This window comes from Streptomyces sp. NPDC012466 (assembly GCF_042955215.1).
Classification (GTDB): Bacteria; Actinomycetota; Actinomycetes; order Streptomycetales; family Streptomycetaceae; genus Streptomyces.
In genome coordinates this window covers 544,488-568,191 of record NZ_JBIBEQ010000006.1, presented here as the reverse complement: position 1 = coordinate 568,191, position 23,704 = coordinate 544,488, and the positions used below count along the sequence as shown (strand labels likewise).

General features: G+C 70.9%; 23 protein-coding genes. 9 read left to right on the top strand and 14 right to left on the bottom strand.

Features of this window, described 5'->3' with window-relative positions; genetic code table 11:
- Positions 1–90: 90 nt before the first annotated feature.
- From ACFY9E_RS24770 to ACFY9E_RS24755, 4 genes are read right to left on the bottom strand one after another with little or no spacing between them, the layout of a single operon-like run.
- Complete coding sequence (locus ACFY9E_RS24770) at positions 91–762, bottom strand: response regulator (RefSeq protein WP_390987601.1); 672 nt, start codon at positions 760–762, stop codon at positions 91–93.
- A complete protein-coding gene (locus tag ACFY9E_RS24765) occupies positions 759–2,003 on the bottom strand; it encodes a histidine kinase (RefSeq protein ID WP_390987599.1) in 1,245 nt (414 codons plus the stop codon). Before ACFY9E_RS24765 ends, ACFY9E_RS24770 begins: the two co-directional genes overlap by 4 nt.
- 23 nt (positions 2,004–2,026) lie before the next feature.
- A complete protein-coding gene (locus ACFY9E_RS24760; protein WP_390987597.1) occupies positions 2,027–2,806 on the bottom strand; it encodes an ABC transporter permease in 780 nt (259 codons plus the stop codon).
- Positions 2,803–3,723 carry an ATP-binding cassette domain-containing protein gene (locus ACFY9E_RS24755; RefSeq protein ID WP_390987596.1) on the bottom strand — a complete coding sequence of 307 codons (921 nt, stop codon included), beginning with the start codon at positions 3,721–3,723 and terminating at the stop codon, positions 2,803–2,805. The genes ACFY9E_RS24760 and ACFY9E_RS24755 overlap by 4 nt, the downstream gene beginning before the upstream one ends.
- Positions 3,724–3,815: 92 nt before the next feature.
- Between ACFY9E_RS24755 and ACFY9E_RS24750 the strand changes: the two genes are divergently transcribed.
- Positions 3,816–4,358: a GNAT family N-acetyltransferase gene (locus tag ACFY9E_RS24750; RefSeq protein ID WP_390987595.1), complete on the top strand. Its 543-nt coding sequence runs from the start codon at positions 3,816–3,818 to the stop codon at positions 4,356–4,358.
- 28 nt (positions 4,359–4,386) lie between these two features.
- Here ACFY9E_RS24750 and ACFY9E_RS24745 read toward each other — a convergent pair whose 3' ends face one another.
- From ACFY9E_RS24745 to ACFY9E_RS24710, 8 genes are all read right to left on the bottom strand, one after another.
- Positions 4,387–6,009 (bottom strand): TraM recognition domain-containing protein, encoded by a 1,623-nt coding sequence (locus tag ACFY9E_RS24745; protein WP_390987593.1) that lies wholly within the window; start codon positions 6,007–6,009, stop codon positions 4,387–4,389.
- 16 nt (positions 6,010–6,025) lie between these two features.
- Entirely contained in the window at positions 6,026–7,435 is a 1,410-nt protein-coding gene (locus ACFY9E_RS24740; protein ID WP_390987591.1) for an ATP-binding protein, read from the bottom strand.
- 6 nt (positions 7,436–7,441) lie between these two features.
- Complete coding sequence (locus ACFY9E_RS24735; protein ID WP_390987589.1) at positions 7,442–8,998, bottom strand: SCO6880 family protein; 1,557 nt, start codon at positions 8,996–8,998, stop codon at positions 7,442–7,444.
- The gene (locus tag ACFY9E_RS24730; protein WP_390987587.1) at positions 8,995–10,320 is read right to left on the bottom strand and encodes a hypothetical protein; all 1,326 of its coding nucleotides are present in this window, start codon (positions 10,318–10,320) and stop codon (positions 8,995–8,997) included. The genes ACFY9E_RS24735 and ACFY9E_RS24730 overlap by 4 nt, the downstream gene beginning before the upstream one ends.
- A complete protein-coding gene (locus ACFY9E_RS24725; RefSeq protein ID WP_390987585.1) occupies positions 10,310–11,134 on the bottom strand; it encodes a hypothetical protein in 825 nt (274 codons plus the stop codon). Before ACFY9E_RS24725 ends, ACFY9E_RS24730 begins: the two co-directional genes overlap by 11 nt.
- A 214-nt stretch (positions 11,135–11,348) precedes the next feature.
- Positions 11,349–11,657 (bottom strand): hypothetical protein, encoded by a 309-nt coding sequence (locus tag ACFY9E_RS24720; protein WP_003991275.1) that lies wholly within the window; start codon positions 11,655–11,657, stop codon positions 11,349–11,351.
- Positions 11,658–12,138: 481 nt separating this feature from the next.
- On the bottom strand, positions 12,139–13,428 hold the full coding sequence (locus tag ACFY9E_RS24715) for a peptidase S8 (RefSeq protein WP_390987583.1): 1,290 nt from the start codon (positions 13,426–13,428) through the stop codon (positions 12,139–12,141).
- Positions 13,429–13,655: 227 nt separating this feature from the next.
- Positions 13,656–14,273 carry a WHG domain-containing protein gene (locus ACFY9E_RS24710; protein ID WP_390987582.1) on the bottom strand — a complete coding sequence of 206 codons (618 nt, stop codon included), beginning with the start codon at positions 14,271–14,273 and terminating at the stop codon, positions 13,656–13,658.
- A 71-nt stretch (positions 14,274–14,344) separates the two neighbouring features.
- Between ACFY9E_RS24710 and ACFY9E_RS24705 the strand changes: the two genes are divergently transcribed.
- From ACFY9E_RS24705 to ACFY9E_RS24690, 4 genes are all read left to right on the top strand, one after another.
- Positions 14,345–15,277, top strand: coding sequence for an oxidoreductase (locus ACFY9E_RS24705; RefSeq protein WP_390987580.1), 933 nt, complete (start codon positions 14,345–14,347; stop codon positions 15,275–15,277).
- Between the two features lie 35 nt (positions 15,278–15,312).
- Positions 15,313–16,038, top strand: a complete 726-nt coding sequence (locus tag ACFY9E_RS24700) for a trypsin-like peptidase domain-containing protein (protein ID WP_390987578.1) — start codon at positions 15,313–15,315, stop codon at positions 16,036–16,038.
- Positions 16,039–16,274: 236 nt separating this feature from the next.
- Positions 16,275–17,276, top strand: a complete 1,002-nt coding sequence (locus ACFY9E_RS24695; RefSeq protein WP_390987633.1) for an NlpC/P60 family protein — start codon at positions 16,275–16,277, stop codon at positions 17,274–17,276.
- Positions 17,277–17,521: 245 nt separating this feature from the next.
- Positions 17,522–18,220, top strand: a complete 699-nt coding sequence (locus ACFY9E_RS24690) for a phosphatase PAP2 family protein (protein ID WP_390987576.1) — start codon at positions 17,522–17,524, stop codon at positions 18,218–18,220.
- Between the two features lie 129 nt (positions 18,221–18,349).
- On the opposite strand, the gene ACFY9E_RS24685 is transcribed toward ACFY9E_RS24690, so the two are convergent.
- Positions 18,350–19,903 carry an FAD-binding protein gene (locus ACFY9E_RS24685; protein WP_390987575.1) on the bottom strand — a complete coding sequence of 518 codons (1,554 nt, stop codon included), beginning with the start codon at positions 19,901–19,903 and terminating at the stop codon, positions 18,350–18,352.
- A gap of 404 nt (positions 19,904–20,307) precedes the next feature.
- Between ACFY9E_RS24685 and ACFY9E_RS24680 the strand changes: the two genes are divergently transcribed.
- Positions 20,308–21,159, top strand: a complete 852-nt coding sequence (locus ACFY9E_RS24680; RefSeq protein ID WP_390987574.1) for a hypothetical protein — start codon at positions 20,308–20,310, stop codon at positions 21,157–21,159.
- Between the two features lie 91 nt (positions 21,160–21,250).
- Positions 21,251–21,418, top strand: coding sequence for a hypothetical protein (locus ACFY9E_RS24675; RefSeq protein ID WP_390987635.1), 168 nt, complete (start codon positions 21,251–21,253; stop codon positions 21,416–21,418).
- Positions 21,419–21,448: 30 nt separating this feature from the next.
- Here ACFY9E_RS24675 and ACFY9E_RS24670 read toward each other — a convergent pair whose 3' ends face one another.
- Positions 21,449–21,826: a metal-sensing transcriptional repressor gene (locus ACFY9E_RS24670; protein ID WP_390987572.1), complete on the bottom strand. Its 378-nt coding sequence runs from the start codon at positions 21,824–21,826 to the stop codon at positions 21,449–21,451.
- A 202-nt stretch (positions 21,827–22,028) separates the two neighbouring features.
- Between ACFY9E_RS24670 and ACFY9E_RS24665 the strand changes: the two genes are divergently transcribed.
- Positions 22,029–22,649, top strand: a complete 621-nt coding sequence (locus ACFY9E_RS24665; RefSeq protein ID WP_283973399.1) for a DUF47 family protein — start codon at positions 22,029–22,031, stop codon at positions 22,647–22,649.
- Positions 22,650–22,656: 7 nt separating this feature from the next.
- Positions 22,657–23,655, top strand: coding sequence for an inorganic phosphate transporter (locus tag ACFY9E_RS24660; protein ID WP_390987571.1), 999 nt, complete (start codon positions 22,657–22,659; stop codon positions 23,653–23,655).
- The last annotated feature ends 49 nt before the right edge of the window (positions 23,656–23,704 follow it).

Genomic DNA, 23,704 nt, shown 5'->3' with positions numbered 1-23,704 from the left:
CTGCAGGGGGGACCCTGTGGGAGAGTAGGACGCCGCCGAACAATTTTTGGGAAAACCCCCGCATCTTCGGATGCGGGGGTTTTCTGCGTTTCAGGACGGCTGCACCAGCTTGGTGTCGTACGCCAGAATCACCGCCTGAATGCGATCGCGAGAACCCGTCTTCGCGAGAATGCGGCCCACGTGGGTCTTCACCGTCGACTCGGCCAGGTGGAGGCGCGTGGCTATCTCCGTGTTCGTCCAGCCCTGACCGATGACCGTGAGGATTTCGCGCTCCCGGTCGGTGAGGGAAGCGAGGCGGGGGTCCTCGCCTGTCCCGTCCTCCGCGCCGGGGTCGGCCGGAAGATGGTGGACGTAGGCGTCCAGGAGGCGGCGGGTCAGGCTGGGGGCGACCACCGCGTCGCCCGAGGCGACCGCGCGGATGCCGGCGAGGAGTTCCTCGGGCTGGGCATCCTTCACGAGGAAGCCGGAGGCACCCGCGCGCAGACCGGCGTAGGCGTACTCGTCCAGGTCGAAGGTGGTGACGATCAGGATGCGGGTGCGGTGGCCGGCGGCGATGATGCGGCGGGTCGCCTCGATGCCGTCGAGGCCGGGCATGCGGATGTCCATGAGGACGACGTCCGGGTGGAGCTCGGCCGCCATGCGGACCGCTTCGCTGCCGTTCGCCGCCTCGCCCACCACCGTCATGTCGTCCTGGCTTTCCAGCAACATGCGGGAGCCGAAGCGCTGAAGTGGCTGGTCGTCGGCGATGAGGACCGTGGTCACTGCGGGGATTCCTCCGGGAGGTGTAGGCGGACGCGCCAGCCGCGCTCCGGGTGGGGGCGAGGGCCGGCCTCAAGTGTGCCGCCGTACAGGGCGGTTCGCTCGCGCATTCCGGGTAGTCCGCGGCCGTCCCGGGAGGAGCCGGCGGTGTGGCTGCCGTGGCCTGTGTCCGTGATCGTGACGGTGACGGCGGCCTTCTCCTCGTACGACAGAGCTATGTCCGCGGTGGTGTCGGGGCCCGCGTGTTTCAAGGTGTTGGTGAGGGCTTCCTGGACGACTCGGTAGACGGTGAGCTGGCGGCCCGGGGGGAGAGTGGGGCTGCCGTGGGTGGTGATGGTGACGGGGAGGCCTGCGGCACGTACGCCGTCGAGGAGCTGGTCGAGGTCGGTGAGACCCGGCTGGGGAGTCAGGTCCGCCTGTTGTCTCTCTTCCTCGCGCAGGACGTCGAGGAGGCGGCGGAGTTCGGTGAGGGCCTGGCGGCTGGTGGTGGCGATGGCGTCCAGGGCCTGGGCGGCCCGTTCGGGCGATTTGGTGGCCGCGTACCGTCCGCCGTCGGCGAGGCCGGTGATGACGGAGAGGTTGTGGCCGATGATGTCGTGCATCTCGCGGGCGATGCGGGCCCGTTCGGCGGCGGTGGCGAGCTGGGCCTGCTGGTCGCGTTCGGTCTCCAGGCGGCGGGCTCGGTCCTCCAGGGCCGCGGTGTAGTTGCGGCGGGTGCGGACCGTGACGCCGATGAGGACGGCCACCGCGGTGGACATCAGATGCGAGCCGATCTGCTGGTCCCAGCTGCCCTCCCCGTGGCGGAGGACCGAGATCAGGACCGGGGTCATCACCAGGGCCGTCGCCCACCACAGTGCGCGCAGGGGGCGGCGCAGGGCGAGGTGGTAGACGAGGACCAGTTGGAGCAGGGCCGCCTGGAGGGCGGCGCCGGTCCATGCGTCGACGAGGGCGAACGGGACCATGACGGCCAGAGCCGCGGCGGGACGGGTACGGCGCCACAGCAGCGGGACCGAGAGGCCGAGGCTCAGGGTGAGGAGCAGCCAGCCGGGCAGGTCGAGCTGGTGGGCGTTGTGGCGCCAGCCGCCGCCGGCGTAGTCGATCAGGGCGGCGGTCACCCAGAAGCCGGTGAAGTGGAGGTCCCACAACAGGGGGTGGCGTCGGTCGAAGGCGCGCACCTTGTGGGTGAGGCGCTGGGCGTACTCGGTGAGGGGCTCCGGTGCCCGGTCTTCCGTCACGGGGTCCATCGTGCGGGATCCGATGCCGGGCGTCATACGTCTCGGCGGCGCAGGACCAGCGCGGCCATCGCGAGGACCGTCGTCGTCCACAGGAACATGGCCAGCAGGGCGGCGCCCGGGGAGGCCGCTCCGGGCAGGGGGTGGGCGGTGGTGAGGGCTTCCAGGGCCTTGCCGGGGAAGTAGCGGACGGCGTCGTCGACGACGGCGTACGGGAGCATGGCCAGGATCTCCGGGAGGATCATGACGAGGCCGATGAAGGCGCCGATGGCCATGGGGACCGAGCGGAGCAGGGCGCCGATGCCCAGGGCCAGGACGGCGAGGAGGGTGAGACCGGCCGCGTTGCCGGCGAGGGCGCGCAGGACGCCCGGGTTGCCGAGGGAGGCCGCCTGGTCGGTGCCGGAGAGGAAGGACTGGGCCAGGGGGAAGGTGAGCAGGTTCGTCGCCAGGGTCAGGGGGAGGGCGACCGCGGCCAGGACGGCGGCCTTGGACCAGAGGACGGGCAGGCGGCGTGGGACGGCTGTCATGGTGGCGCGGATCTGGCCCGTGGAGTACTCGCCGGCCGTGGCCAGGATGCCCAGCACCCCCAGGTTGATCTGGGCGAACTGGGTGCCGAGCAGGACGAAGACGACCGTGTCCATGCCGCCTTCGCCCGTGCCGTCGTAGGCGGCGCCGAGGCCCGCGCCCATGGCGGCGGTGAGGACGCTGGTGACGGCGAGGGTGATCCAGGTGGAGCGCAGGGTCCAGAACTTGTGCCACTCGGAGCGCAGGACGCCGGCCGGTGTGACGCGGTAGGGGAGGGTCGCCGTGGTCATGCCGCTGCTCCTTGCAGGGTCGCCGGGTATTCCACCGCGTCCCGGGTGAGGTCCATGAAGGCCTCCTCCAGGGAGGCGGTGGCGGGGGTCAGTTCGTAGAGGGGGATGCCGTGGGCGGCCGCCGTGCTGCCGATGTGCCGGGCGTCCGTGCCGCGGATGTGGAGGGTGCCGGGGGTGTCGGCGGTGATCTCCACGCCGGGGGCGGTGAGGAGGTCCACGAGGGCCGTGGCCTCCGGGGTGACGACCTTGGTGGTGCCCGCGCCGGAGTGGCGTACGAAGTCGGTGACGGTGGTGTCGGCGAGGAGGCGGCCGCGGCCGATGATGACCAGGTGTTCGGCGGTGAGGGCCATCTCGCTCATCAGGTGGGAGGAGACGAAGACCGTGCGGCCCTCCGCGGCCAGGGACTTGAGCAGGTTGCGGATCCAGAGGACGCCTTCCGGGTCGAGGCCGTTGACGGGCTCGTCGAGGAGGAGCGTGGCCGGGTCGCCGAGGAGGGCGGCGGCGATGCCGAGGCGCTGTCCCATGCCCAGGGAGAAACCCTTGACGCGGCGGTGGGCCACGTCGGTCAGGCCCGTGAGGGCGAGGACCCGCTCGACCCGGGAGCGGGGGATGCCGTGGGTGTGGGCGAGGGCGCGCAGGTGGTGGTAGGCGGTGCGGCCGGGGTGGACCGAGCGGGCCTCCAGCAGGGCGCCGACCTCGGTGAGGGGCGCGGGGTGGTCGGCGTAGGAGCGGCCGCCCACGGTGGCGTGGCCGCGGGTGGGGGCGTCGAGACCGAGGAGCATGCGCATGGTCGTGGACTTGCCGGCGCCGTTCGGGCCGAGGAAGCCCGTGACGGTGCCGGGGCGGACGGTGAAGGACAGGTCCGTGACGACCGTCCGGTCACCGTAGCGTTTGGTCAGTTCGTGTGCCGTCAGCATGCTTCGATGCTCGTGCGCGCAGGGGCCCGGGGCGTCGGACCGGCGGGGTAATCGGGGTGAGGGGCGTCGTACCCGGGTACTACCGTGTCGGCATGAGCTATGTGATCCGGTCCGTCCGTGCTGGTGAGTGGCCTGCGGCGAAGGAGCTGCGGCTCGCGGCGCTGCGGGATCCGGTGGCGCACCTGGCGTTCCTGGAGACGTACGAGGAGGCCGCGGCCCGGCCGGACTCGTTCTGGCGGGAGCGGACCGCGTGGGCCGCCGAGGGGGCGGACAAGGCGCAGCAGATCATCGCCGAGGGGCCGGACGGGCGGTGGGTGGGGACCCTGACCGTGCTCGTGGAGGAGCCGGGGACGACCGACTGGGCCGGGTTTCCGGTGGAGCGGAAGCAGGGGCATGTGGTCGGTGTGTTCGTGCGGCCCGAGGAGCACGGGAGCGGGCTGACCGAGGTGCTGTTCGACGCGGCGCTGGAGTGGGCGTGGGGGCGGGGCCTTGAGCGGGTGCGGCTCATCGTGCACGAGGAGAACGGGCGGGCGCAGCGGTTCTACCGGCGGGTGGGGTTCCTGCCGAGCGGAGTGACGGTGCCGCTGGGGGAGGCCGGGGAGCGGGAGTTGGAGTTCGTCCTCGAGCGGGAGTGAAGGGCCGGCGCGCCGGGGTCTTCGGTTCCTAGACCGGCAGTTCGTCGTGCGGCCAGCGGGCGCGGCCCTGTTCGCGGGACCGGAGCAGGGCCAGGGTCGGCATGCCCCGGTCCGCTCCGGTGGCCAGCAGCTCCGGGAGCTGGGGAAGCGGGGCCACGGCCGCGACGTCGTCCAGGACGAACGTCATTGGTGGGTCGAGGCGACCGGCCGATGACCGTTCGGCCATGTGCCGGCCGCGCTCGACCACGCTCGAGACGAGGGCCGTCAGGAGGGGCATGGCGCCCGGGTTCGTCCTGGGGTCCTCGATGGATTCCCCCACCACATAAAGCGTGCCCCCTTCGTGGATGAAGGAATCCAAGGCGAGGGCATCAGTTCGGTTGGGAGTGCAGGCTTCGCGGATGTTGACCGTGGAGAGGGCCGCGAGGGCGCGGGTGGTCAACTGCTGGGCCATGTCGCGCCGTTCGGGGTGGGCCGTGAGGGCGCCTTCGAGTTCACCGGCGGAGCCGGGGGCGGCCTTGGGGTTGGTGCGCAGGATGCGTACGGCGTCCTGGATCTGGGTGCCCTGGGACCAGCGGTGGACGTGGCGGACGGTGCGGCCGTCGATCGCGGCGGCGTGCAGGTAGCTCCGCAGCAGGGTGGCGGCCGTGTCGCTGACCGCCTGGTCGAGTTTGGCGGTGGGGCGTACGGGGGTGAGGAGGGCGGTGGCTCTTCTCGTCGCCGTCTCTCGGTCCTCGCAGCCGGTGGTGGGGGACCAGTGGAGGCGGGACGGGGTGTCGCAGAGGTGGGTGGGGTCGTAGAGGTGGGTGGGGCCGAGCTTGGCTCTGGCGTCCTTGGTGTCCTGCCAGACGGACGGGTTCGACGTGACGACGAGAGCGGGGCCCTCGGCGTCGCGTACCGCCTGGGTCGCGGTCGCCTGGCGGGTTTCTCTCGGGGCCACGAGGATTCTTTCCCGTCCGCCCACCCGTTCCTGGGCGAACAGGGATGCCGGGGTGGTGGGGATGGCCGCCGCGGGCGGGGCGGGCGTTGCGACCGCGTGCGGCGGGCCGCCGGGTGCTGCCGTGGGCTCCAGGACCTGGGTGGGCTCGGGGGCTGCGCGGCGGGGGGTGGGGACCTCGTGCGGTGGGGTCGTCGTCGGTACGTCGTGCTGCGCCGGTCCCCGCACGTCGTGCTGCGTCGGCCCCGGTACGTCGTGCTGCGCCGGCCCCGGTACGTCATGGTGCGCCGGTCCCGGTACGTCATGGTGCGCCGGCGCTCCCGCCTCGTGCGCCGCCTTCTCCGCCCGGCGCCTCGCCCGGACCGCTCGCCATCGGGCCAGCGTGCCCATCACGAACACCGTGAGGACGACCAGGATCATCAGCTGGCCGATGAGCAGGCCCCAGAACAGGCCGTAGCCGGAGAGTTCGCCGGGGGGTGTGCCGGGCCAGGCGCCGGGGATGTCGTGGGGCTGGGCGATGAGGCCGCGCATGGCCAGCGGGGTGCGGGCGAAGGTGACGCCGGACGGCCAGGAGCCGTGGGCGAACAGGGCGGCGAGGCCCGTGGCCGTCCACACCAGCACGGTCATGCCGAGGAGGAACGCGAGTATGCCGACCAGCAGGCCGTCGGGGATGCCCCCCTGGGTGCCGTGCTGGGTGTGGCGGTCGTCCGGTCTCACGCGTCCTCCCCTGCGCCTACGCCACCGTCGATTCGGAGTCGCCCAGGTGGTGTTCCACGAAGGCCGCGGCCCGTTCCTCCGCCTCGATCTCGGCGGCGTGCAGGGCGTCGTCCGCGAGTTGGGCGGAGGACTCGGTCATCGCGCGGTCGGTGAAGACCAGGGGGCGTTCGGTCTCCGTGACCAGGTGTTTGACGACCTGGACATTGCCGTTGACGTCCCAGACGGCGATGCCGGGGGTGAGCGTCGGGATGATCTCCACCGCCCACCTGGGCAACCCCAGCACCCGTCCCGTCGCTCTCGCCTCGTCGGCCTTCTGGGCGTAGATCGTCCTCGTCGACGCCATTTTCAGGATCGCCGCCGCCTCCTTCGCCGCCGCGCCGTCGACGACGTCCGAGAGGTGGTGGACGACCGCTACGAAGGACAGGCCCAGGCGCCGGCCGAACTTCAGCAGGCGCTGGAACAGCTGGGCGACGAAGGGGCTGTTGATGATGTGCCAGGCCTCCTCGACGAGGAAGATGCGCTTCTTCCGGTCGGGGCGGATCCAGGTGTGCTCCAGCCACACGCCGACGATCGCCATGAGGATGGGCATGGCGATGGAGTTGCGGTCGATGTGGGACAGGTCGAAGACGATGAGCGGGGCGTCCAGGTCGATGCCGACCGTGGTGGGGCCGTCGAACATGCCGCGCAGGTCACCGTCGACCAGGCGGTCCAGGACCAGGGCGACGTCGAGGCCCCAGGCCCGTACGTCGTCTATGGCGACGTTCATCGCCTGGGCCGACTCGGGCTCGGGGTGGCGCAGCTGCTCGACGATGTCGGTCAGGACCGGCTGGCGGTCGACGATGGTCTCGGTGACGTAGGCGTGCGCGACCTTGAGGGCGAAGCCGGAGCGTTCGTCGAGGCCGTGGCCCATCGCGACCTCGATGATCGTCCGCAGCAGGGCCAGCTGGCCCGTCGTGGTGATCGCGGGGTCGAGCGGGTTGAGGCGGATGCCCATGTCCAGGGCCGCCATCGGGTCCAGCCGGATGGGAGTTATGCCCAGCTCCCGCGCGATGAGGTTCCACTCGCCGACGCCGTCCTCGCCCTGGGCGTCCAGGACGACGACCTGGCGGTCGCGGAAGCGGAGCTGGCGCAGGACGTACGTCTTCTCCAGCGCCGACTTGCCGTTGCCGGACTCCCCGAGGACCAGCCAGTGGGGGGCGGGCAGCTGCTGGCCGTAGAGCTGGAAGGGGTCGTAGATGTAGCCCTTTCCGGAGTACACCTCGCGGCCGATGATGACGCCGGAGTCGCCGAGGCCCGGGGCGGCGGTCGGGAGGTAGACCGCCTGGGCCTGGCCCGTGGACGTGCGCACCGGGAGCCTGGTCGTCTCCACCTTCCCGAACAGGAAGGAGGTGAAGGCGTCGGTGAGGACGGACAGCGGATCCCGCATCAGGTCCTACCTCCGAATGCCGGTGGCGAAGGGAAGGGTGTTCACGAAGGCGCGGTGGTGCTCGCGGTCGCACCACTCCAGCTTCAGGTACGACTTTCCGGCCGAGGCCCTTATCGTCCGCTTGTCGCGGGCGAGGGCGTCGGGGGAGCGCGAGGAGACGGTGATGTAGCCGACGAGGTTCACCCCGGCGGCGCCGCTGGCGAGGTCCTCGCCGCGCTGGTCGAGCCGGGAGTTCGCGGCGACGTCGCGCGGGTCGACGGTGCGGTTCATCTTGGCGGCGCGGGAGGCCTCGGCCTCGTCGTTGGTCTTCTCCGTCAGCATGCGCTCGATGGCGACCTCGGTGGGTTCGAGGTCCATCGTGACGGCGACCGTGCGGATGACGTCCGGGGTGTGGACGAGGAGCGGGGCGAGGAAGTTGACGCCGACGGGGGTCATCGGCCACTCCTTCACCCAGGCGGTGGCGTGGCACCAGGGGGCGCGGGTGGAGGACTCGCGGGTCTTGGCCTGGAGGTAGGTGGGCTCCATGGCGTCCAGCTCGGCCGGCCAGGCGTTGCGCTTGGTCATCGCCTGGATGTGGTCGATCGGGTGGTCCGGGTCGTACATGGAGTGGATCAGCGAGGACAGCCGTCCCTGGCCCAGGGGCTGCCGGACGCGGATGTCGGCCTCTTGGAGGCGCGAGCAGATGTCGGTGAGCTCGCGGGCCATGACGACGGCGAGTCCGGCGTCCCGGTCGACCTTGCCGCCGTGGGCGCGGGCGGCGCGGGCCATGGCGTTGGCTTCGGCGGCGAGGTCGCGGGTGTAGTGCATGCAGGCGACGAGGTAGGCGCGGTGCTGCTCGCTGCTGGTGGACACCATCGACTGGAGCTGGTCGTAGGACTCCTGAAGCCACGGCAGGGCCTTGTCGTCGCCGCGGACGGCGACGTCCTTGGCGTGGGCGTCCGGGTCGGCCGGGAGGGTGCGGGCCAGCATCTGGATGCGGGTGACGAAGCCGTCGCCGTTGGCCACGTGCTTGAGCAGGGTGCCGAAGCGGTCGACGAGGGCCTCCTGGTCCTCGCTGTCGCGCAGGCCGACGCCCGGGCCCTCGATCTCGATGGCGGCGGTGACGGTCTTGCGGTCGGCGTGCAGGAGCACGGCGATCTCGTCGGGGCCGAAGGGGGCGGCCAGCCACGTGATGCGGCCGATGCCGGGGGGCGGCCCGATCTCCACCTCGCGGCCGTCCAGCCGGGTGCCGGCCTCGATGACGGCGGAGCGGTAGGTGGTGCCCCGCTTCAGGGTCCGCTTGTAGCTGCGGTTGATCTCGAACCACTTGTAGAAGGTGCGGTGCTTGTAGGGCACGTACACCGCGGCCAGCGCCAGCATCGGGAACCCGGCGAGCAGCACGATGCGCAGGGACAGCACCGGGACGAGGAGCCCGCACATCATGCCGAGGAACGCGCCCACGACGATCAGGGCGATCTCGCCGGTCTCGCGGTTGCGGCCGATGATCGCGTTCGGCCGGGCGCGGCCGATCAGATACGTCCGGCGGGGCGTGACCGGATGGGACACGTGGGACTCGGTCGTCAACGCCCTTCACCTCCCGTGCGGTTGGTACTGCTGTTGCGGGTGTTGCTGGCGTGAGGAGTGTTGACGGGGCTGCTCGAACGGGGGGCGGGTGCGGCGGAGGGGACAGATCCGCCGCCGCCGTTCGAGGCGCGCGCGCCGTGTGCGGCGACTCCGCCGGAGGCGGGGTTGCTGGGTCGGGGGGCGGAGGACTGGCTGCCTCCGCCGTTGTTGTCGGCGCGGGAGCTGTGGGTCTTGATGCCCTGCGCGACCAGGGACGCCGGGGAGCTGATGACGGCCGCGGCCTTGCCCTCGGCGCCCTGCATGATGCGGTTGTTGCGGGAGCCGGCGATCTCGTCGCCGAAGCCGGGGACGAAGCGGTAGATCATCGCGCTGGCGAAGATGGCGAGCAGGATGATGGCGAGGCCGGAGACGACGGCGGAGAAGGCGTCGGGGCCGTCGTCGGCGGAGAGCGCGCCGGCGAGGCCGAGGACGATGACGATGACCGGCTTGATGAGGATGACCGCGATCATGATGCCCGCCCAGCGGCGGACGTGGCCCCACAGGTTCTTGTCGACGAGGCCGGCGTAGACGACGGTGCCGAGGAGGGCGCCGACGTAGAGCAGGGCGGCCCTGATGACGAGCTCCAGCCAGAGGACGCCGGCGGCGAGGATGCTGACGAGGGAGACGACGATCAGCATGATCGGGCCGCCGCCGATGTCCTCGCCCTTCTTGAGGGCTTCGGAGAACGTGCCGAAGAAGGCGTCGGTCTGGTCGCCGGTGGCTTTGGCGAGGACCTCGGTGATGCCGTCGGTCGCGGAGACGACGGTGTAGAGGATCAGGGGCGTGAAGGCGGAGGCCAGCACCGTGAGCCACAGGAAGCCGATGGCTTCGGACAGGGCGGTGGTGAGGGGGACGCCGCGCACCGCCCGCTTGGCGACGGCCAGGAGCCAGAGCAGGAGCGTGAGGATCGTCGACGCGGCGAAGACGACGGCGTACTGCTGGAGGAACTTGGGGTTCGTGAAGTCGACGTTGGCGGTCTCCTTCACGGCGTCGCTGAGCTTGTCGACGGTCCAGGACGCGGCGTCGGCACAGCCCTTGGCGAGGGAGGAGAGGGGGTCGAGGGTGGAGGTGGGGTCGAGACGGGAGGTCCCGCTCCCACTGCCGCTGCCGGTGTCGCCCTCGCAGATTTCTCTGGCCTCGCCCCTGAGAAGGTCGCAGGCGTTGTTGCTGGGCGACGGGGACGGGGTGGGGGCGGCGAAGGCACGGGTGGCCAGCAGGACCGTGGCCGTCTGCACCGCTGCGACCGCGGCGCCGAGTTTGAGTACGTGATGCCTACCGGGCATAGGTGAACCCTCCGTACCCCTCGACGGCCTTGCTCATGTCTTCTGCGGTGGAGGCTCTTTGGTCGCGCCCGACCGGGACCGGGCCGTCCTTCTGGGTGAAGTCGGTGACCTTCCAGTCACCGCCGACCCACTTCAGCTGGTAGGTCGTGGTGTACCAACTCTCCGTCACGGGGTTCTTGGAGCCCTCACCCGACAGGCCGAAGAGGGACGTGTACCAGAGCGCGACCGAGGCTGTGCTGTCGTTGTAGGAGGTGACCTTGGTACCGACCGGGACGACGCGTGAGACGAAGGTCTGGCCGCTCGGCGCGGCTCCGTCCTTGGTGAGGCCGAGCTTCTCGAGGAAGCCCTCCTGCGAGTACACCTGGTCGAACGCCGGCAGCTGGGCGGCGGCGACGTCGGGCGCGTACACGGTGTTGACGATCGCGTGCCGCTTCTCGAGGTCGTACATGTCGGCGGACCCGAGGGCGACGCCGTAGTTGGTGGCTGCGGACTGGGCGCCCTGCTCCGTGTGGGGGTAGCCCGTGGCGATGTCACCGGTCTTCGACTTCACCGGTCGCTGCCCCGTGGGCGCTGTCGCCGAACTTTCTGCCTTGTCACTGCCGGAGCCCCTGGCCTCGCTGTCGCCGTCCCCCCGGTTCGCGAAGGCGATCGCTGCGATCAGGAGGACCACCACGCCCACCACCGTGACCAGGCTGCGGGACGAGCCGCGGCGGCGGGGGTCGCCGAAGGCGTCGCCGGATTCGGGCAGGCGGGTGCGGGTCTGGCCCGTGCCGGCGTAGCCGCCGGAGGACCCGTGGTCGTCACCGAGACTCATGCCGCGTACGCCCCCTCGCCGTCGTGCGGAAACACTTCGTACCGGTCGTACTTCTCATACTCCTCGTACGACGGTAGCCGTGCTGGTTCCCGCGCGGGCGCGGTGTGGTGACTCGACATCAGGGAAACGCAACCTCAGCCGGTGGGCACGACGGGCGGGTGGGATGGAGAGGGAGAGAGAACCGGGTGTGCCCGGCGGGCGGACGGTGCCCGGGCTACACGGCCATGCCGTACACGATGGTGAACAGCGTCCCGAGTGAGCCGATGATGAAGACGCCCGTCAGGCCCGCGATGATGAGGCCCTTGCCCTGTTCCGCGCTGAAGGTGTCCCGCAGGGCGGTGGCTCCGATGCGCTGCTTGGCGGCGCCCCAGATGGCGATGCCGAGGCAGAGCAGGATGGCCACCGCCATCACGACCTCGATCATCACCTTCGCCTCGTTGCCCAGGCTGCCGAAGGGGCCCCAGTCCGGAGCGATCCCGCCGATGATGGTGTTGATGTCTCCCTTGTCGGCCGCAAAGAGCATGTAAGTCACCGCCCCTGTTGGGTAGTTCCGCATCCTCTGCGGGCATGCAGAGGTCAGGCCTCATTCTCGCCGACAATGATGCTGTCGTATGTCGACTTGGCGTCATTGATTGGCGGGTTTCGTACGAATACCTTGCCACCGTTCCGCGCCGGGCCCTAGAGGAGGCGACGGGCGGTGTGCGAAGGATCGTATGGTCACTCTGTGTATCACGGCAGGTCACGCCGGACAATGAGGCCTGAGCGGAACCTGGTGTGCGGTTCCGTCGTTGTGCCCTCTTGCGGCCTTTCTCACCCTTGACGGCCGTTTCTGACGGCTGGTCGGGTGAGTGGTCGCGCCGGTGTTCCCCGGGTGAAGGCTACCCGGCAAGGCGAACGGGCCGCGGCTGGGTTGCCGCGGCCCGTTCGTTCCTCCGCCGCCCCGGGCCCCCCCCACGACCCCGGGCGGCGTGCCTCGGTGACGTTCCGTCACGGGCGGGGAGGCGTCAGCCGGTGAAGGCGCCGAGCCCCTTCGGGGTGCCCAGACCGGTCGGGCCGTCGTAGCCCGTCCGGGCGGTGCAGAAGTAGCTGGTGGTGCAGCTGCCGTTGCTGCCGCTGGTGACGTCGTTCAGGGCGGTGGTGTTCGCGTAGGGGAACCTCGCCGGGTAGGAGCCGGTGGACGGGGTGCCCGCCAGGGCGTAGACGCTCGCGATGATCGGGGCGGAGGCGCTGGTGCCGCCGTAGGTGGCCCAGCCCTGGCCGTCGGCGCCGTAGGTGTCGTAGACGGAGACGCCGGTCGCCGGGTCGGCGACGGCCGAGACGTCGGCGATCATGCGCCGGGCGCAGCCGGTGTCGGTCTGCCAGGTGGGCTTGGTGTCGTAGGCGGAGCAGCCGGAGCCGGTGCCTTCGGTGCTGCTGGTGCGCCAGACGCTCTCGGTCCAGCCGCGGGTGGTGGAGGAGGCGGTGAGCGCGGTGCCGCCCACGGCCGTCACGTACCGGGACGCCGCCGGGTACTCGGCGCCGTAGCCCGCGTCGCCCGCGCTGACGGTGATGGCGACGCCCGGGTGGTTGAAGTAGGCGGAGTCGTACGAGGCGTCGGAGGAGGACTCGCCGCCGCCGTAGCTGTTGGAGACGTACTTGGCGCCCAGGGCGACGGCCTCGTTGACGGCGGTGCCGAGGTTGGTCATGGACGCCGACTTCGCCTCCACGAGGGTGATGTGGCAGTTCGGGCAGATGGCGCTCGCCATGTCGAGGTCGAGGGAGATCTCGCCGGCCCAGCCGCTGTCGGCGGTGGGCAGGGCGGTGGTGGAGCCGGTCTGGCTCACCTTCTTGAAGCAGCCGTTCGCGGTGGTGCAGGCGGGCAGGCCGTAGTGCGAGCGGTAGGCGGCGAGGTCGGACTCGGCGTTCGGGTCGTCGTAGGCGTCGACGATGGCGATGGTGCGGCCGGAGCCGTTGCTCGTGGCGGCGGAGGTCAGGCCGTAGGCGCTGCGGAGGTCGGCAGGGCCGTAGCCGGAGGGGGAGGAGGCCTCGGCGGCCTTGGCCGTGATGCCGTGCTGCTGCTGGAAGGCGGTGCGGCCGCCCGTGACGCGCAGGGCGTTGCAGGCCATCTCGTCGGTGTGGCGAGGCAGGGCGCAGGAGCGGGCCCAGGTGACCTTGGAGGTGCTCGTGTCCGCGGTCTGTGCGTGGGCGGCGGTGGTGAGGCCGGTGAGCAGGAGGGCGGCGGTGGCGGTGACGGCGGATGCCGTGCGGCGCCATCTGCGGCGGCTGGTGGGGGAGTCGGTGGGTGTCGTGCGCAAGGTACAGCCTCCTGGCAGTGGTGGGCAGAGGCCTGCGGGTGGGGGACCGCCGGTGTGTGTCCCGGCGGGGGCGGCGACCCGCGACGACGATCGCTTGTTGAGTACGTGACAACAAGACGGTGATCGGAATCCTGACTTCCGCCTTACCGAAGAGGGCGTGGGGCTTACCGATCGCTGACGGCTCGATGGCCGGGTGATGGGCGTGGCTTGACCCGACTGGGCCGTGTTCAGCGGGGCTTGAGGCCGTGCAGGAGGAGGTGGACGAACTCCTCGACGCCGTCGAGGGCCGCCTCGGGGGCGAGCATGCCGCCCGCCGCGAAGGAGGCGATGCCCTGGAGGGTGGCGCCCGTCAGCAGGGTGAGGTGCTGCGGGTCGCCCGCGATGATCTCCCCGCGTTCCTGGGCGTCGGCGATGACCCGCTCCAGGGAACCCACCGTCCGGTCGACGGCCGCGGCCATCTGCTCGGAGGCGTCCGGCTCGTGCTTGCGGGCGTACATGAGCTCCAGCAGCTCGGCGTTGTCGATGGAGAAGGCGAGATAGGTCCGGGCGAGCGCGGTGAGCCGCCGCTGGAGCGGGAGGGCGGGATCGTCGGCGCTCTCCAGGGCCTGGCCCAGCCGGTCGTACCCGACCAGCGCCAGGGCGTTGAGCAGGGCCTGCTTGTCCTTGAAGTGGCGGCCGGGCGCGGCGTGGCTCACGCCCGCCTCCCGGGCCAGCTCGCGCAGCGAGAGCGCGCCGGCCCCCTTCTCCCGCAGGGTGCGTTCCGCGCCGGCGAGCAGGGCGGAGCGCAGATCTCCGTGGTGGTAGGGGCGGCTCTCCGCGGTGTGGCTGGCTGGCATGCGCACCATCGTATCCCGATGTTGGCGCCGTCATCATTGTTGTCATTGACAGCATTGTTGGCACCGTCTACATTCGGTTCATGGCTGAGAAGACGCACAACCGGAGCAGCGAGACCTGGAGCGCGGACCGCCTCCCCGACCTCGGCGGGCGGACCGTCGTCGTCACCGGCGCCAACAGCGGCATCGGCCTCACCACGACCGACGCGCTCGCCCGGGCGGGGGCGCACGTCGTCCTCGCCGTACGGGACACGGAGCGCGGGCGGGCCGCGGCGGCGACCGTGCCCGGCAGCACCGAGGTGCGCCGGCTCGACCTGGCGGACCTGGCCTCCGTGCGGGCCTTCGCCGAGGCCTGGCAGGGACCGCTGCACCTCCTCGTCAACAACGCCGGCGTGATGATGCTCCCCAGGCAGCGCACCAAGGACGGCTTCGAGATGCAGTTCGGCACGAACCACCTCGGGCACTTCGCCCTGACGAACCTGCTGCTGCCGCACATCACCGACCGCGTCGTCACGGTCTCCTCGGGCGCCCACCGCTGGGGCGGCGCGAGGATCGGCTTCGACGACCTGGACATGGCGGCGCACTACACCCCGCAGCGCGCCTACGCCCAGTCCAAGCTGGCCAACCTCCTGTTCACCCTGGAACTCCAGCGCCGCCTCACCGAGTCGGGCTCCGCGGTCCGCGCCCTGGCCGCCCACCCCGGCTACGCGGCCACCAACCTCCAGAGCCACGCGGCCAACCCGGCCACCCGCGCCTTCATGCGCCTGGGCAACAGGTTCCTGGCGCAGGACGACCGCGCGGGCGCCCTCCCCACCCTCTACGCCGCCACCCAGGACCTCCCCGGTGCGAGCTACGTGGGTCCCGACGGCCTCGGCGAGATGCGCGGCGCCCCCACCCTGGTGGGCCGCTCCCGCGCGGCCAGCGATCCGCTGACGGCCCGGCGGCTGTGGCGGGTGTCGGAGGAACTGACGGGGACGCACTTCCCGTCGGCTCGCAGCGAGCCGACCGGCGTCTGACGTTTCTCTCACCTTCGTCGGGCACAGTCGCTCCGGTGAAGCGCGTCCTGTCCATCGCCGTGGTCCTCGTCGCCCTCATCACCGCGTCCACCGCGACCGCCGACGACGGGGCCGGGCCCTTCGGGGTGACCGTCACCGCGCGCGACGCCCGGGTCGGGGTCCTCGTCCCCGCCGCACGGGCGGCCCGGCCGGCCGGCGGGCACTTCTGCACCGCGTCCGTGGTCGACGCGCCGCACCGGAACCTGATCGTCACCGCCGCGCACTGCCTGGGCGGTGACGCAGGGCTGGTCTTCGTACCGGGCTACCGGAACGGGCGCGCGCCCTACGGGGACTGGACGGTGGTGCGGCGTTTCCTGCCCCGCGGGTGGGTCGAGGGACGGCACGAGGACAGCGACGTGGGGTTCGCCGCGGTCGCCGCGCACGGCGGCGAGCAGGTCCAGGACGTGGTCGGCGGGAACCGGTTCGTGACCGGTACGGCCACGGGGGCCACCGCGGTGACCGTCACCGGGTACCCCGACACCCGCGAGACGCCCGTCGGCTGCACCGACAAGCCGGCCGCGCACAGCCGCACCCAGCAGCGCATCGCGTGCCCCGGCTTCAGCGGGGGGACCAGCGGCAGCCCCTGGGTGAACGGGGACGGCCAGGTCGTCGGGGTCCTCGGCGGGCACGACCAGGGCGGCACGACCCCCGGCGTCTCCTACAGCGTCGTCCTCGGCGCGGAGGCGGAGCGGCTGTACCGGAAAGCGGCCGGAGAGTGGTGACGCGCGGCGATTCCGTGCGCCTCCCTGATCCGCCGTGCGGGAAAGCTGCCGGAGAAAGAACCGTGACGCGCGGCGATCCGTGCGCCTCCCGGCTCCCCCCGTGCCCTCGCCGTGCCGCCCGTGCCGTGCCCTGTCCCTCCGTCCGCCCCCGACTCTCCTCCCCGTGATCATTCCCGGGCGTGGCGCCCGCCTCTACACTGACCAACGGACTCCTGGGCGGCGAGGGGCGGTTGACGGTGCGTAAGGCGTGGATCGTGGCGAGCGTTGCGATCAGCTCCGCCCTGGCCTTCGTGATGCTGCTCGTCGTCGGGGTCTACCTCGTCGCCGGGAACCTGGTCAACGGGGCGGCCGGTGGGGCGAAAGCGCTGGCCAAGGGATCGGTGCCCGCCGCGTACGCGGCCACCGTGCAGAAGTGGGGCAACCTCTGCCCCGCCATCAGCCCGGCTCTGCTCGCCGCTCAGCTCTACCAGGAGAGCGGCTTCAACCCGAGGGCTCAGAGCCACGCCGCCGCGCAGGGCATAGCGCAGTTCATCCCCGGCACCTGGGCCAGCCACGGCATCGACGGCGACGGCGACGGCGACCGCGACGTGTGGGACCCGAAGGACGCGATTCCCTCGGCCGCCTCCTACGACTGCGAACTCGCCTCGTACGTGAAGAAGGTTGGCGGGAATCCGACCGAGAACATGCTGGCCGCCTACAACGCGGGGGCGTACGCGGTGATCAAGTACGGGGGCGTGCCGCCGTACAGCGAGACCCAGAACTACGTGAAGCGGATCACGACGCTCGCGGAGAGCTTCGCCGCGCCGGTCGGGCGGGTCGACCCCTCCGAGCAGGCCGCCGCGGCGATCGAGTACGCGCAGAAGAAGCTCGGCACGCTCTACCTCTGGGGCGGCACCGGTACCGCTGAGCAGGGCGGACGCTTCGACTGCTCCGGACTGACCCAGGCCGCCTACGCGAGCGTGGGCGTGAAGCTCCCGCGGGTCGCCAACGACCAGTACAACGCCGGCCCGCACCCCTCGCGGGACGAACTGCTCCCCGGTGACCTCGTGTTCTTCTCGGACGACCTCACCAATTCGCGTGCCATCCGGCATGTCGGCATTTACGTCGGAGGTGGGTACATGATCGACGCGCCCCGGACCGGCGCCGTCATCCGATTCGACCCGATCGACACCCCCGACTACTTCGGAGCCACCCGCGTCACCGAAGATGGCGCGAAAGCACTGCCCACAACGGTGTGAACCGTGCGTGAACCCACCCCCTGAGCTGCGAAGACGTATCTCTCTTCGATAACGTCTGCGTGATCATTCGGTGGAGTGTGGAACGTATCAGCGGGGATCGTGCGTTCCTGTTGACGTAGCCGAGCAGACGTTCATCGGCACGTGTCCTGCATACGTGCGGCGGAAGCGGATCTACAACCACGGGGGTGGCAGGAGCGGCGCACGCACAGGTGCGCCGGGAGAGACGACGAAGGGGCCGCAGCACCATGGCTGGACTCGCCGATTCCGGGTCGAACCCCGACGTCGACCTGCTGTACGACATCAATGGCCTGGCCAAGGACGCGCCGCCGTGGTTCGACCGCGTCATGGAGTTCGTCGGTGAGTACGGGCTGCTGTTCGCCATCGTCCTGCTCGTGCTGGGGTGCTGGTGGACCGTCAGGCGGCGCGGGGACGAGGACGCCGCGTCCACCGTCGCGGCGCTGATCTGGGCGCCGCTGGCGGCGGGCATCGCCGTACTGGTGAACGTGCCGATACGGGGATTCGTGGAGCGGCCCCGCCCGTTCCTCGACCACCAGGGCCTCGAGGTGCTCGTCAAGGGCAAGACCGACTACTCGTTCGTCAGCGACCACGCGACGATCGTCATGGCGCTGGCCGTCGGCCTGTTCGTCGCCAACCGCAGGTTCGGGCTGGTCGGGCTGGTGCTCGCGCTGTTCGGCGGGTTCATCCGCGTCTACATGGGCGTGCACTATCCGACGGATGTCGTCGGCGGGTTCGCGCTGGGGACGGCCGTGGCGCTGCTGCTGTCGCCGCTCGCCATGGCCCTGCTGACGCCCGTGGTGCGGGCCGTCGAGCGCTCGCCCCGGGTGGGGTGGCTGGTGCGCGCCAGAGGGCGGGCCGACGGGGAGGACACGATGATCCCCGAGGCTCGCAATGAGCGAGCCTCGGAGAGGGACCTCGCAGCCTAGGACCTGTTGTCTGGATCATCCCGGCGTCGGGTCGGCTGGCAGGAGCAGAGCCTCACAGCCGGCCTGATCGAAACGACAGGCCTTGGCGTTCCGGCCGAGAAGGCCGCTCAGCGCGGAGGCGCGAACCGCTCACAGCGCCTGGGGATACGTGAAGAAGCGGTCGGGGTCGTACTGGTTCTTCAGTTTGGTCAGGCGGGTCGCTGCGTCTCCGTAGTACGCCTTGCGCCAGTCCGTCAGGGTCGGGTCGGTGTAGTTCTGGTAGGCCGCGCCCGAGGCGTGGGGCCGCATGGCCTTGTGGGCGGAGGCCAGCCAGTCGCGGGCCGTCGCACCGCTCGTACCGGCTCGCCAGGCGGCGATGTACTGGGCCAGCATCCGCGAACGCCGGTGGACGAAGGCCGTGGAGGTGGGGGAGACGCGGTTGACCGCTCCGCCGAGGGCGGTCAGCGCGATGCTGCCCGTGCCGCCGCGCACCGAGCCGATCTGCGACAGCAGGGCGCGGACGCCGGCCGTGGAGAGCGAGCGGTCGAAGAAGTCCGACGCGGCGGCGTACGTCTCGCGGCCGAGCGCGCCCTTCGGGGAGCGGCCCGGGGTCGAGCCGGGCAGATGGCACTGCGCGTCCGTCGGGAACGAGGAGCAGCCCGCGTACACCTCCATCGACTCCTCGTACGAGCGGCGCTTCAGGGAGACGCTGCGGGCCGGGGCGCCGACGCGGTCGGCGAGACGGTCGACGGCGTTCTTGAGTTCGCCGTAGGTGCCGAGGGAGAAGGCCGCGACCGAGACGGTCGGGGTGCCGCCCGCGGCATTGGCGAGATGGAGCGACGACCAGATCTCGTCGGGCTGTGACGGCCCCCACTCCTGCCAGGCCTTCACCACCGCGGCCGCCTTCGACCAGGGCCAGGACAGGTACGCCGACACGCCCTGCGGCGCCGGATGCGTCCTGAAGTGCAGCTCCGTGACGACGCCGAAGTTGCCGTTGCCGGCGCCGCGCAGGGCCCAGAACAGGTCCTTGTTCTCGCGGGAGTCGGCGGTGAGCTGCTTGCCGTCGGCGGTGATCAGGGTGGCCCGGGTGAGGCTGTCGCAGGTCAGGCCGTAGGCGCGGGAGACCACGCCGTGGCCGCCGCCGAGGGTGAGGCCGGAGACGCCGACGGTGGGGCAGGAGCCGGCGGGGATCGTGACGCCCTTCGCGGCGAGGGCCCGGTAGACGTCGATGAGTTTGGCGCCGGCGCCGACCACGGCGGTGGTGCCGGAGGCCCGGACGCGGTTGAGCTTCGAGACGTCGATGATCAGGCGGCCGTCGCCGGAGGACCACCCGGCGTAGGAGTGGCCGCCGTTGCGGATCGCCACCCGCAGGGCGTGGGCGCGGGCGTAGGCCAGGGTCGTGCGGACGTCGTCCGGATGGGACACGTACGCGACCGCGGCGGGCTTCAGGCCGTCGAATCGGGTGTTGTAGAGCTGCCTGGCCGCGGGCCAGTCGGCGTCGCCGGGGCGGATCAGGGGGCCGTCGAGGTCCCGCGCCAGGGCGGCCCAGTTCGCGGCGGTGGATCTCGAGGTCGTGGAGGTGCGCACGGCGGCGGTGGCCGTGTCCCCGGAGCGGGTGCCCGACTGGGTGCAGGCGGTGGTGAAGGGGGTCGCGGCCGCGGCGATGGCTGCCGTGCCGGCTGTGAGGATCGTGCGCCGTTCCATGGGGCCTCCCGGTGGTTCCGTCCTGGGAGACGGGGTGATGGGGGGTGCGGGTTCCATGGTCCGGACGCCACCCGCGGCGGCGTCTGCCGCGGGTCTCAACCCGTCGCGTGTCTCTCCGCGTCCGTGCGCGCCTGGCTTCTCGCCCTTCTCGCCGGGCCGCGCCAGCCGCAGGTGCAGTGAGCCATGCAGAAATGACCCTTCTCCATGGTCGTCGTGCGGTGTTCCGGGAGGTTGGGGGGAGGTTCCAGCCCGTCCTGCTGCGCCACGGCGACAACGTTACCCACCCCAGGTGAACGGTTGGTGCGGCGGACGGGGCGGACTGGCGTGACGGGGGCACATACCCGTCGTTAACCGGAACAACGAGGGGGCCCGTGACGGACGTACCGGCTGGGGGTAGGCAGGCGATGACTGGGCGGCAGCGGGAACGGCGGCACAGGCGGACGGGTGCGGCGTTCGTCGCGGCCGGGGTCCTGACCGGGGCCGGGCTGGGCACCGGAGGGTGCGCGGGCGGCGACGCGGTCGCCGGGGACTCCCGGGGTGGGGACGCGGTCGTCACGCTGCGGCAGGCCGCCGACCGGCTCGTCGACGCGGGGAGCTCCAAGGCCCGTACGTCGATGGAGATGGCCGCCGGCGGGACGCGGGTCACCATCCGGGGCGCGGGGGTGTACGACTACCGCGAGCGGATGGGGCGGCTCAAGGTGCTGCTGCCGCAGGATCCCGCGGGGGCCGCCGAGCGCCGGCCGATCACCGAGCTGCTCGCGCCGGGCGCGCTGTTCATGAAGAACCGGGGCGCCGGAGTGCCCGCGGACAAGTGGGTGCGGGTGGACACGCGGACCTTGTCCGACGGCAACCTCGTCACCGGCGGGGCCACCGATCCGTTCACGGCGGCCGAGGTGCTGCTCGGGACACGGACGGCGACGTACGTGGGCAGGACGGAGGTCGCGGGGACCGGGGTGCGGCACTACCGGGGGACGGCGGACCTCGGCGACGCGGCCCGGCGTGCGTCGGAGGGGAACAAGGGGCCTCTGAAGGCGGCGGCCAAGGGGTTCGCCACCGCGGAAGTGCCCTTCGACGCCTACCTCGACGACGAGGGACGCATCCGCAAGGTCAGGCACCGGTTCAGCTTCCTCAACGGGCAGCAGAAGAGCCCCGTGGCCGTCGCCTCGACCACCCTGCTCTACGATTTCGGGGCCTCGGTGCGCGTACGGTTGCCGGAATCCGGCGACATCTACGCGGGCAAGATCGCCGAGGAGTGACCGGCGTGAACTAGCCCGTCCGTGCCATGCGCGGTGTGTAGGCCGCTCCCTACTCTAGGAAGCCGGTGTCGGCAGAGACGAGGTGATGCACGTGGCTCCGGTCGGCGGTACGGCAGTTCAGGACCACGTGGCCCTCGCCGAGATCGAGCTGTGCGGGGAGCTGATCATCGCGGCCTCGGCGGCCCACGAGCGGCTCAGCCTGGAGAGTATCGACGAGGTGCTGAAGGTGGCCGAGGAGCGGGAGTCCGCCCGGCGCTGAATCCGGGCGTCTCGCGAGTCCGGGCCCGGGTCACGTCCGCAGCATGCGGGCGATCGCCTGGGTGGCCTCCTTCACCTTCGCGTCGATCTCGTCACCGCCCTTGAGGGCGGCGTCGGCGACGCAGTGCCGCAGGTGCTCCTCCAGCAGTTGCAGGGCGAAGGACTGAAGCGCCTTGGTGGAGGCGGAGACCTGCGTGAGTATGTCGATGCAGTAGACGTCCTCGTCGACCATGCGCTGCAGGCCACGGATCTGGCCCTCGATACGGCGCAGCCGCTTGAGGTGTTCGTCCTTCTGCTTGTGGTACCCGTGCACACCGTGGTCATGATCGGGCGTCACATCCGCACCGGCGGTGTCGGCGGTGCCGGGGGTGACATGGGCGACATCTGTTGTGTCGGTCACGTCCGTCATCGCTTCCTCCTGGTGGGCAGTGGGCCGACATATACCCCTGGTGGGTATATGGTACCGAACTTTGCTGGGTATACGGCCCTGGAACCGCCCCCGTGCTCATCACTGTGCCCGATGGGCGACACTGGTGGGCGGCCGATAGCCGTGGCCGGATGTTGCGCCTAGCATCAGCCTGACCGAAACCGAAGCACCCCGAGGACCCCACGTGCGCTTTCGTCTGACCCCCAGGGAGACGAGCTTCTACGACATGTTCGCCGCCTCCGCGGACAACATCGTCACGGGCTCGAAGCTCCTCATGGAACTGCTCGGGGCGGACACACCCGCCCGGGCCGAGATCGCAGAGCGTATGCGGGCAGCGGAACACGCAGGTGACGATGCCACGCACGCGATCTTCCACCAGCTGAACTCCTCGTTCATCACGCCGTTCGACCGCGAGGACATCTACACCCTCGCCTCGTCCCTCGACGACATCATGGACTTCATGGAAGAGGCCGTCGACCTGGTCGTCCTCTACAACGTCGAGGAACTGCCCAAGGGCGTCGAGCAGCAGATCGAGGTTCTGGCGCGCGCCGCCGAACTGACGGCCGAAGCGATGCCGCACCTGCGCACCATGGAGAACCTCACCGAGTACTGGATCGAGGTCAACCGGCTGGAGAACCAGGCCGACCAGATCCACCGCAAGCTCCTGGCGCACCTCTTCAACGGCAAGTACGACGCCATGGACGTCCTCAAGCTCAAGCAGATCGTGGATGTGCTGGAGGAAGCGGCAGACGCCTTCGAGCACGTGGCGAACACGGTGGAGACCATCGCCGTCAAGGAGTCCTGAGCCCTTCATGGACACCTTCGCTCTGGTCGCGACCATCGGCGTCGCGCTCTTCTTCACGTACACCAACGGCTTTCACGACTCGGCGAACGCGATCGCCACGTCCGTCTCGACCCGGGCGCTGACGCCGAGGGCCGCGCTGGCCATGGCCGCGGTGATGAACCTCGCCGGTGCGTTCATGGGCTCCGGGGTCGCCAAGACGGTCAGTGAGGGCCTGATCCAGACACCGACCGGGTCGAAGGGGATGGGGATCCTCTTCGCCGCGCTGGTGGGCGCGATCGTCTGGAACCTCATCACCTGGTACTTCGGGCTGCCTTCGTCCTCCTCGCACGCGCTGTTCGGCGGGATGGTCGGCGCCGCGCTGGCCGGCGGGACGACGGTCTACTGGCACGGGGTGCTGGAGAAGGTCGTCATCCCCATGTTCATCTCCCCGGTGGTCGGTCTGCTGGCCGGCTACCTGGTGATGACCGCGATCATGTGGATCTTCCGGAAGGCCAACCCGCACAAGGCCAAGCGGGGATTCCGGATAGCCCAGACCGTCTCGGCGGCCGGCATGGCGCTGGGGCACGGTCTGCAGGACGCGCAGAAGACCATGGGCATCGTGGTGATGGCGCTCGTCATCGCCGATGTCGAGGACTACGGCGATCCGATTCCCGTGTGGGTCAAGGTCGCCTGTGCGGTGATGCTGTCGCTGGGAACGTACGCCGGTGGATGGCGGATCATGCGGACCCTGGGGCGGAAGATCATCGAGCTGGATCCCCCGCAGGGCTTCGCGGCGGAGGCGACGGGTGCGTCGATCATGTTCACCTCGGCGTTCCTGTTCAAGGCGCCGATCTCCACGACCCATGTGATCACCTCCGCGATCATGGGAGTCGGGGCCACGAAGCGGGTGAACGCCGTGCGGTGGGGCGTCGCCAAGAACATCATCCTGGGGTGGTTCATCACGATGCCGGCGGCCGCACTGGTGGCCGCGGCGTCCTTCGGGATCGTGCATCTGGCCTTCCTGTAGCCGGTCCCGTACCGGCGCCGTACGCGAAAAGGCCCGCCCCCGGGAACCG

Bases quoted from the DNA above. Each gene is read 5' to 3' on its own strand.
- ACFY9E_RS24765 (WP_390987599.1), bottom strand. From the start codon at position 2,003: ATGGACCCCGTGACGGAAGACCGGGCACCGGAGCCCCTCACCGAGTAC.
- ACFY9E_RS24760 (WP_390987597.1), bottom strand. From the start codon at position 2,806: ATGACCACGGCGACCCTCCCCTACCGCGTCACACCGGCCGGCGTCCTG.
- ACFY9E_RS24755 (WP_390987596.1), bottom strand. From the start codon at position 3,723: ATGCTGACGGCACACGAACTGACCAAACGCTACGGTGACCGGACGGTC.
- ACFY9E_RS24750 (WP_390987595.1), top strand. From the start codon at position 3,816: ATGAGCTATGTGATCCGGTCCGTCCGTGCTGGTGAGTGGCCTGCGGCG.
- ACFY9E_RS24740 (WP_390987591.1), bottom strand. From the start codon at position 7,435: ATGCGGGATCCGCTGTCCGTCCTCACCGACGCCTTCACCTCCTTCCTG.
- ACFY9E_RS24730 (WP_390987587.1), bottom strand. From the start codon at position 10,320: ATGCCCGGTAGGCATCACGTACTCAAACTCGGCGCCGCGGTCGCAGCG.
- ACFY9E_RS24725 (WP_390987585.1), bottom strand. From the start codon at position 11,134: ATGAGTCTCGGTGACGACCACGGGTCCTCCGGCGGCTACGCCGGCACG.
- ACFY9E_RS24720 (WP_003991275.1), bottom strand. From the start codon at position 11,657: ATGCTCTTTGCGGCCGACAAGGGAGACATCAACACCATCATCGGCGGG.
- ACFY9E_RS24710 (WP_390987582.1), bottom strand. From the start codon at position 14,273: ATGGTGCGCATGCCAGCCAGCCACACCGCGGAGAGCCGCCCCTACCAC.
- ACFY9E_RS24705 (WP_390987580.1), top strand. From the start codon at position 14,345: ATGGCTGAGAAGACGCACAACCGGAGCAGCGAGACCTGGAGCGCGGAC.
- ACFY9E_RS24690 (WP_390987576.1), top strand. From the start codon at position 17,522: ATGGCTGGACTCGCCGATTCCGGGTCGAACCCCGACGTCGACCTGCTG.
- ACFY9E_RS24685 (WP_390987575.1), bottom strand. From the start codon at position 19,903: ATGGAACGGCGCACGATCCTCACAGCCGGCACGGCAGCCATCGCCGCG.
- ACFY9E_RS24680 (WP_390987574.1), top strand. From the start codon at position 20,308: ATGACTGGGCGGCAGCGGGAACGGCGGCACAGGCGGACGGGTGCGGCG.
- ACFY9E_RS24670 (WP_390987572.1), bottom strand. From the start codon at position 21,826: ATGACGGACGTGACCGACACAACAGATGTCGCCCATGTCACCCCCGGC.
- ACFY9E_RS24660 (WP_390987571.1), top strand. From the start codon at position 22,657: ATGGACACCTTCGCTCTGGTCGCGACCATCGGCGTCGCGCTCTTCTTC.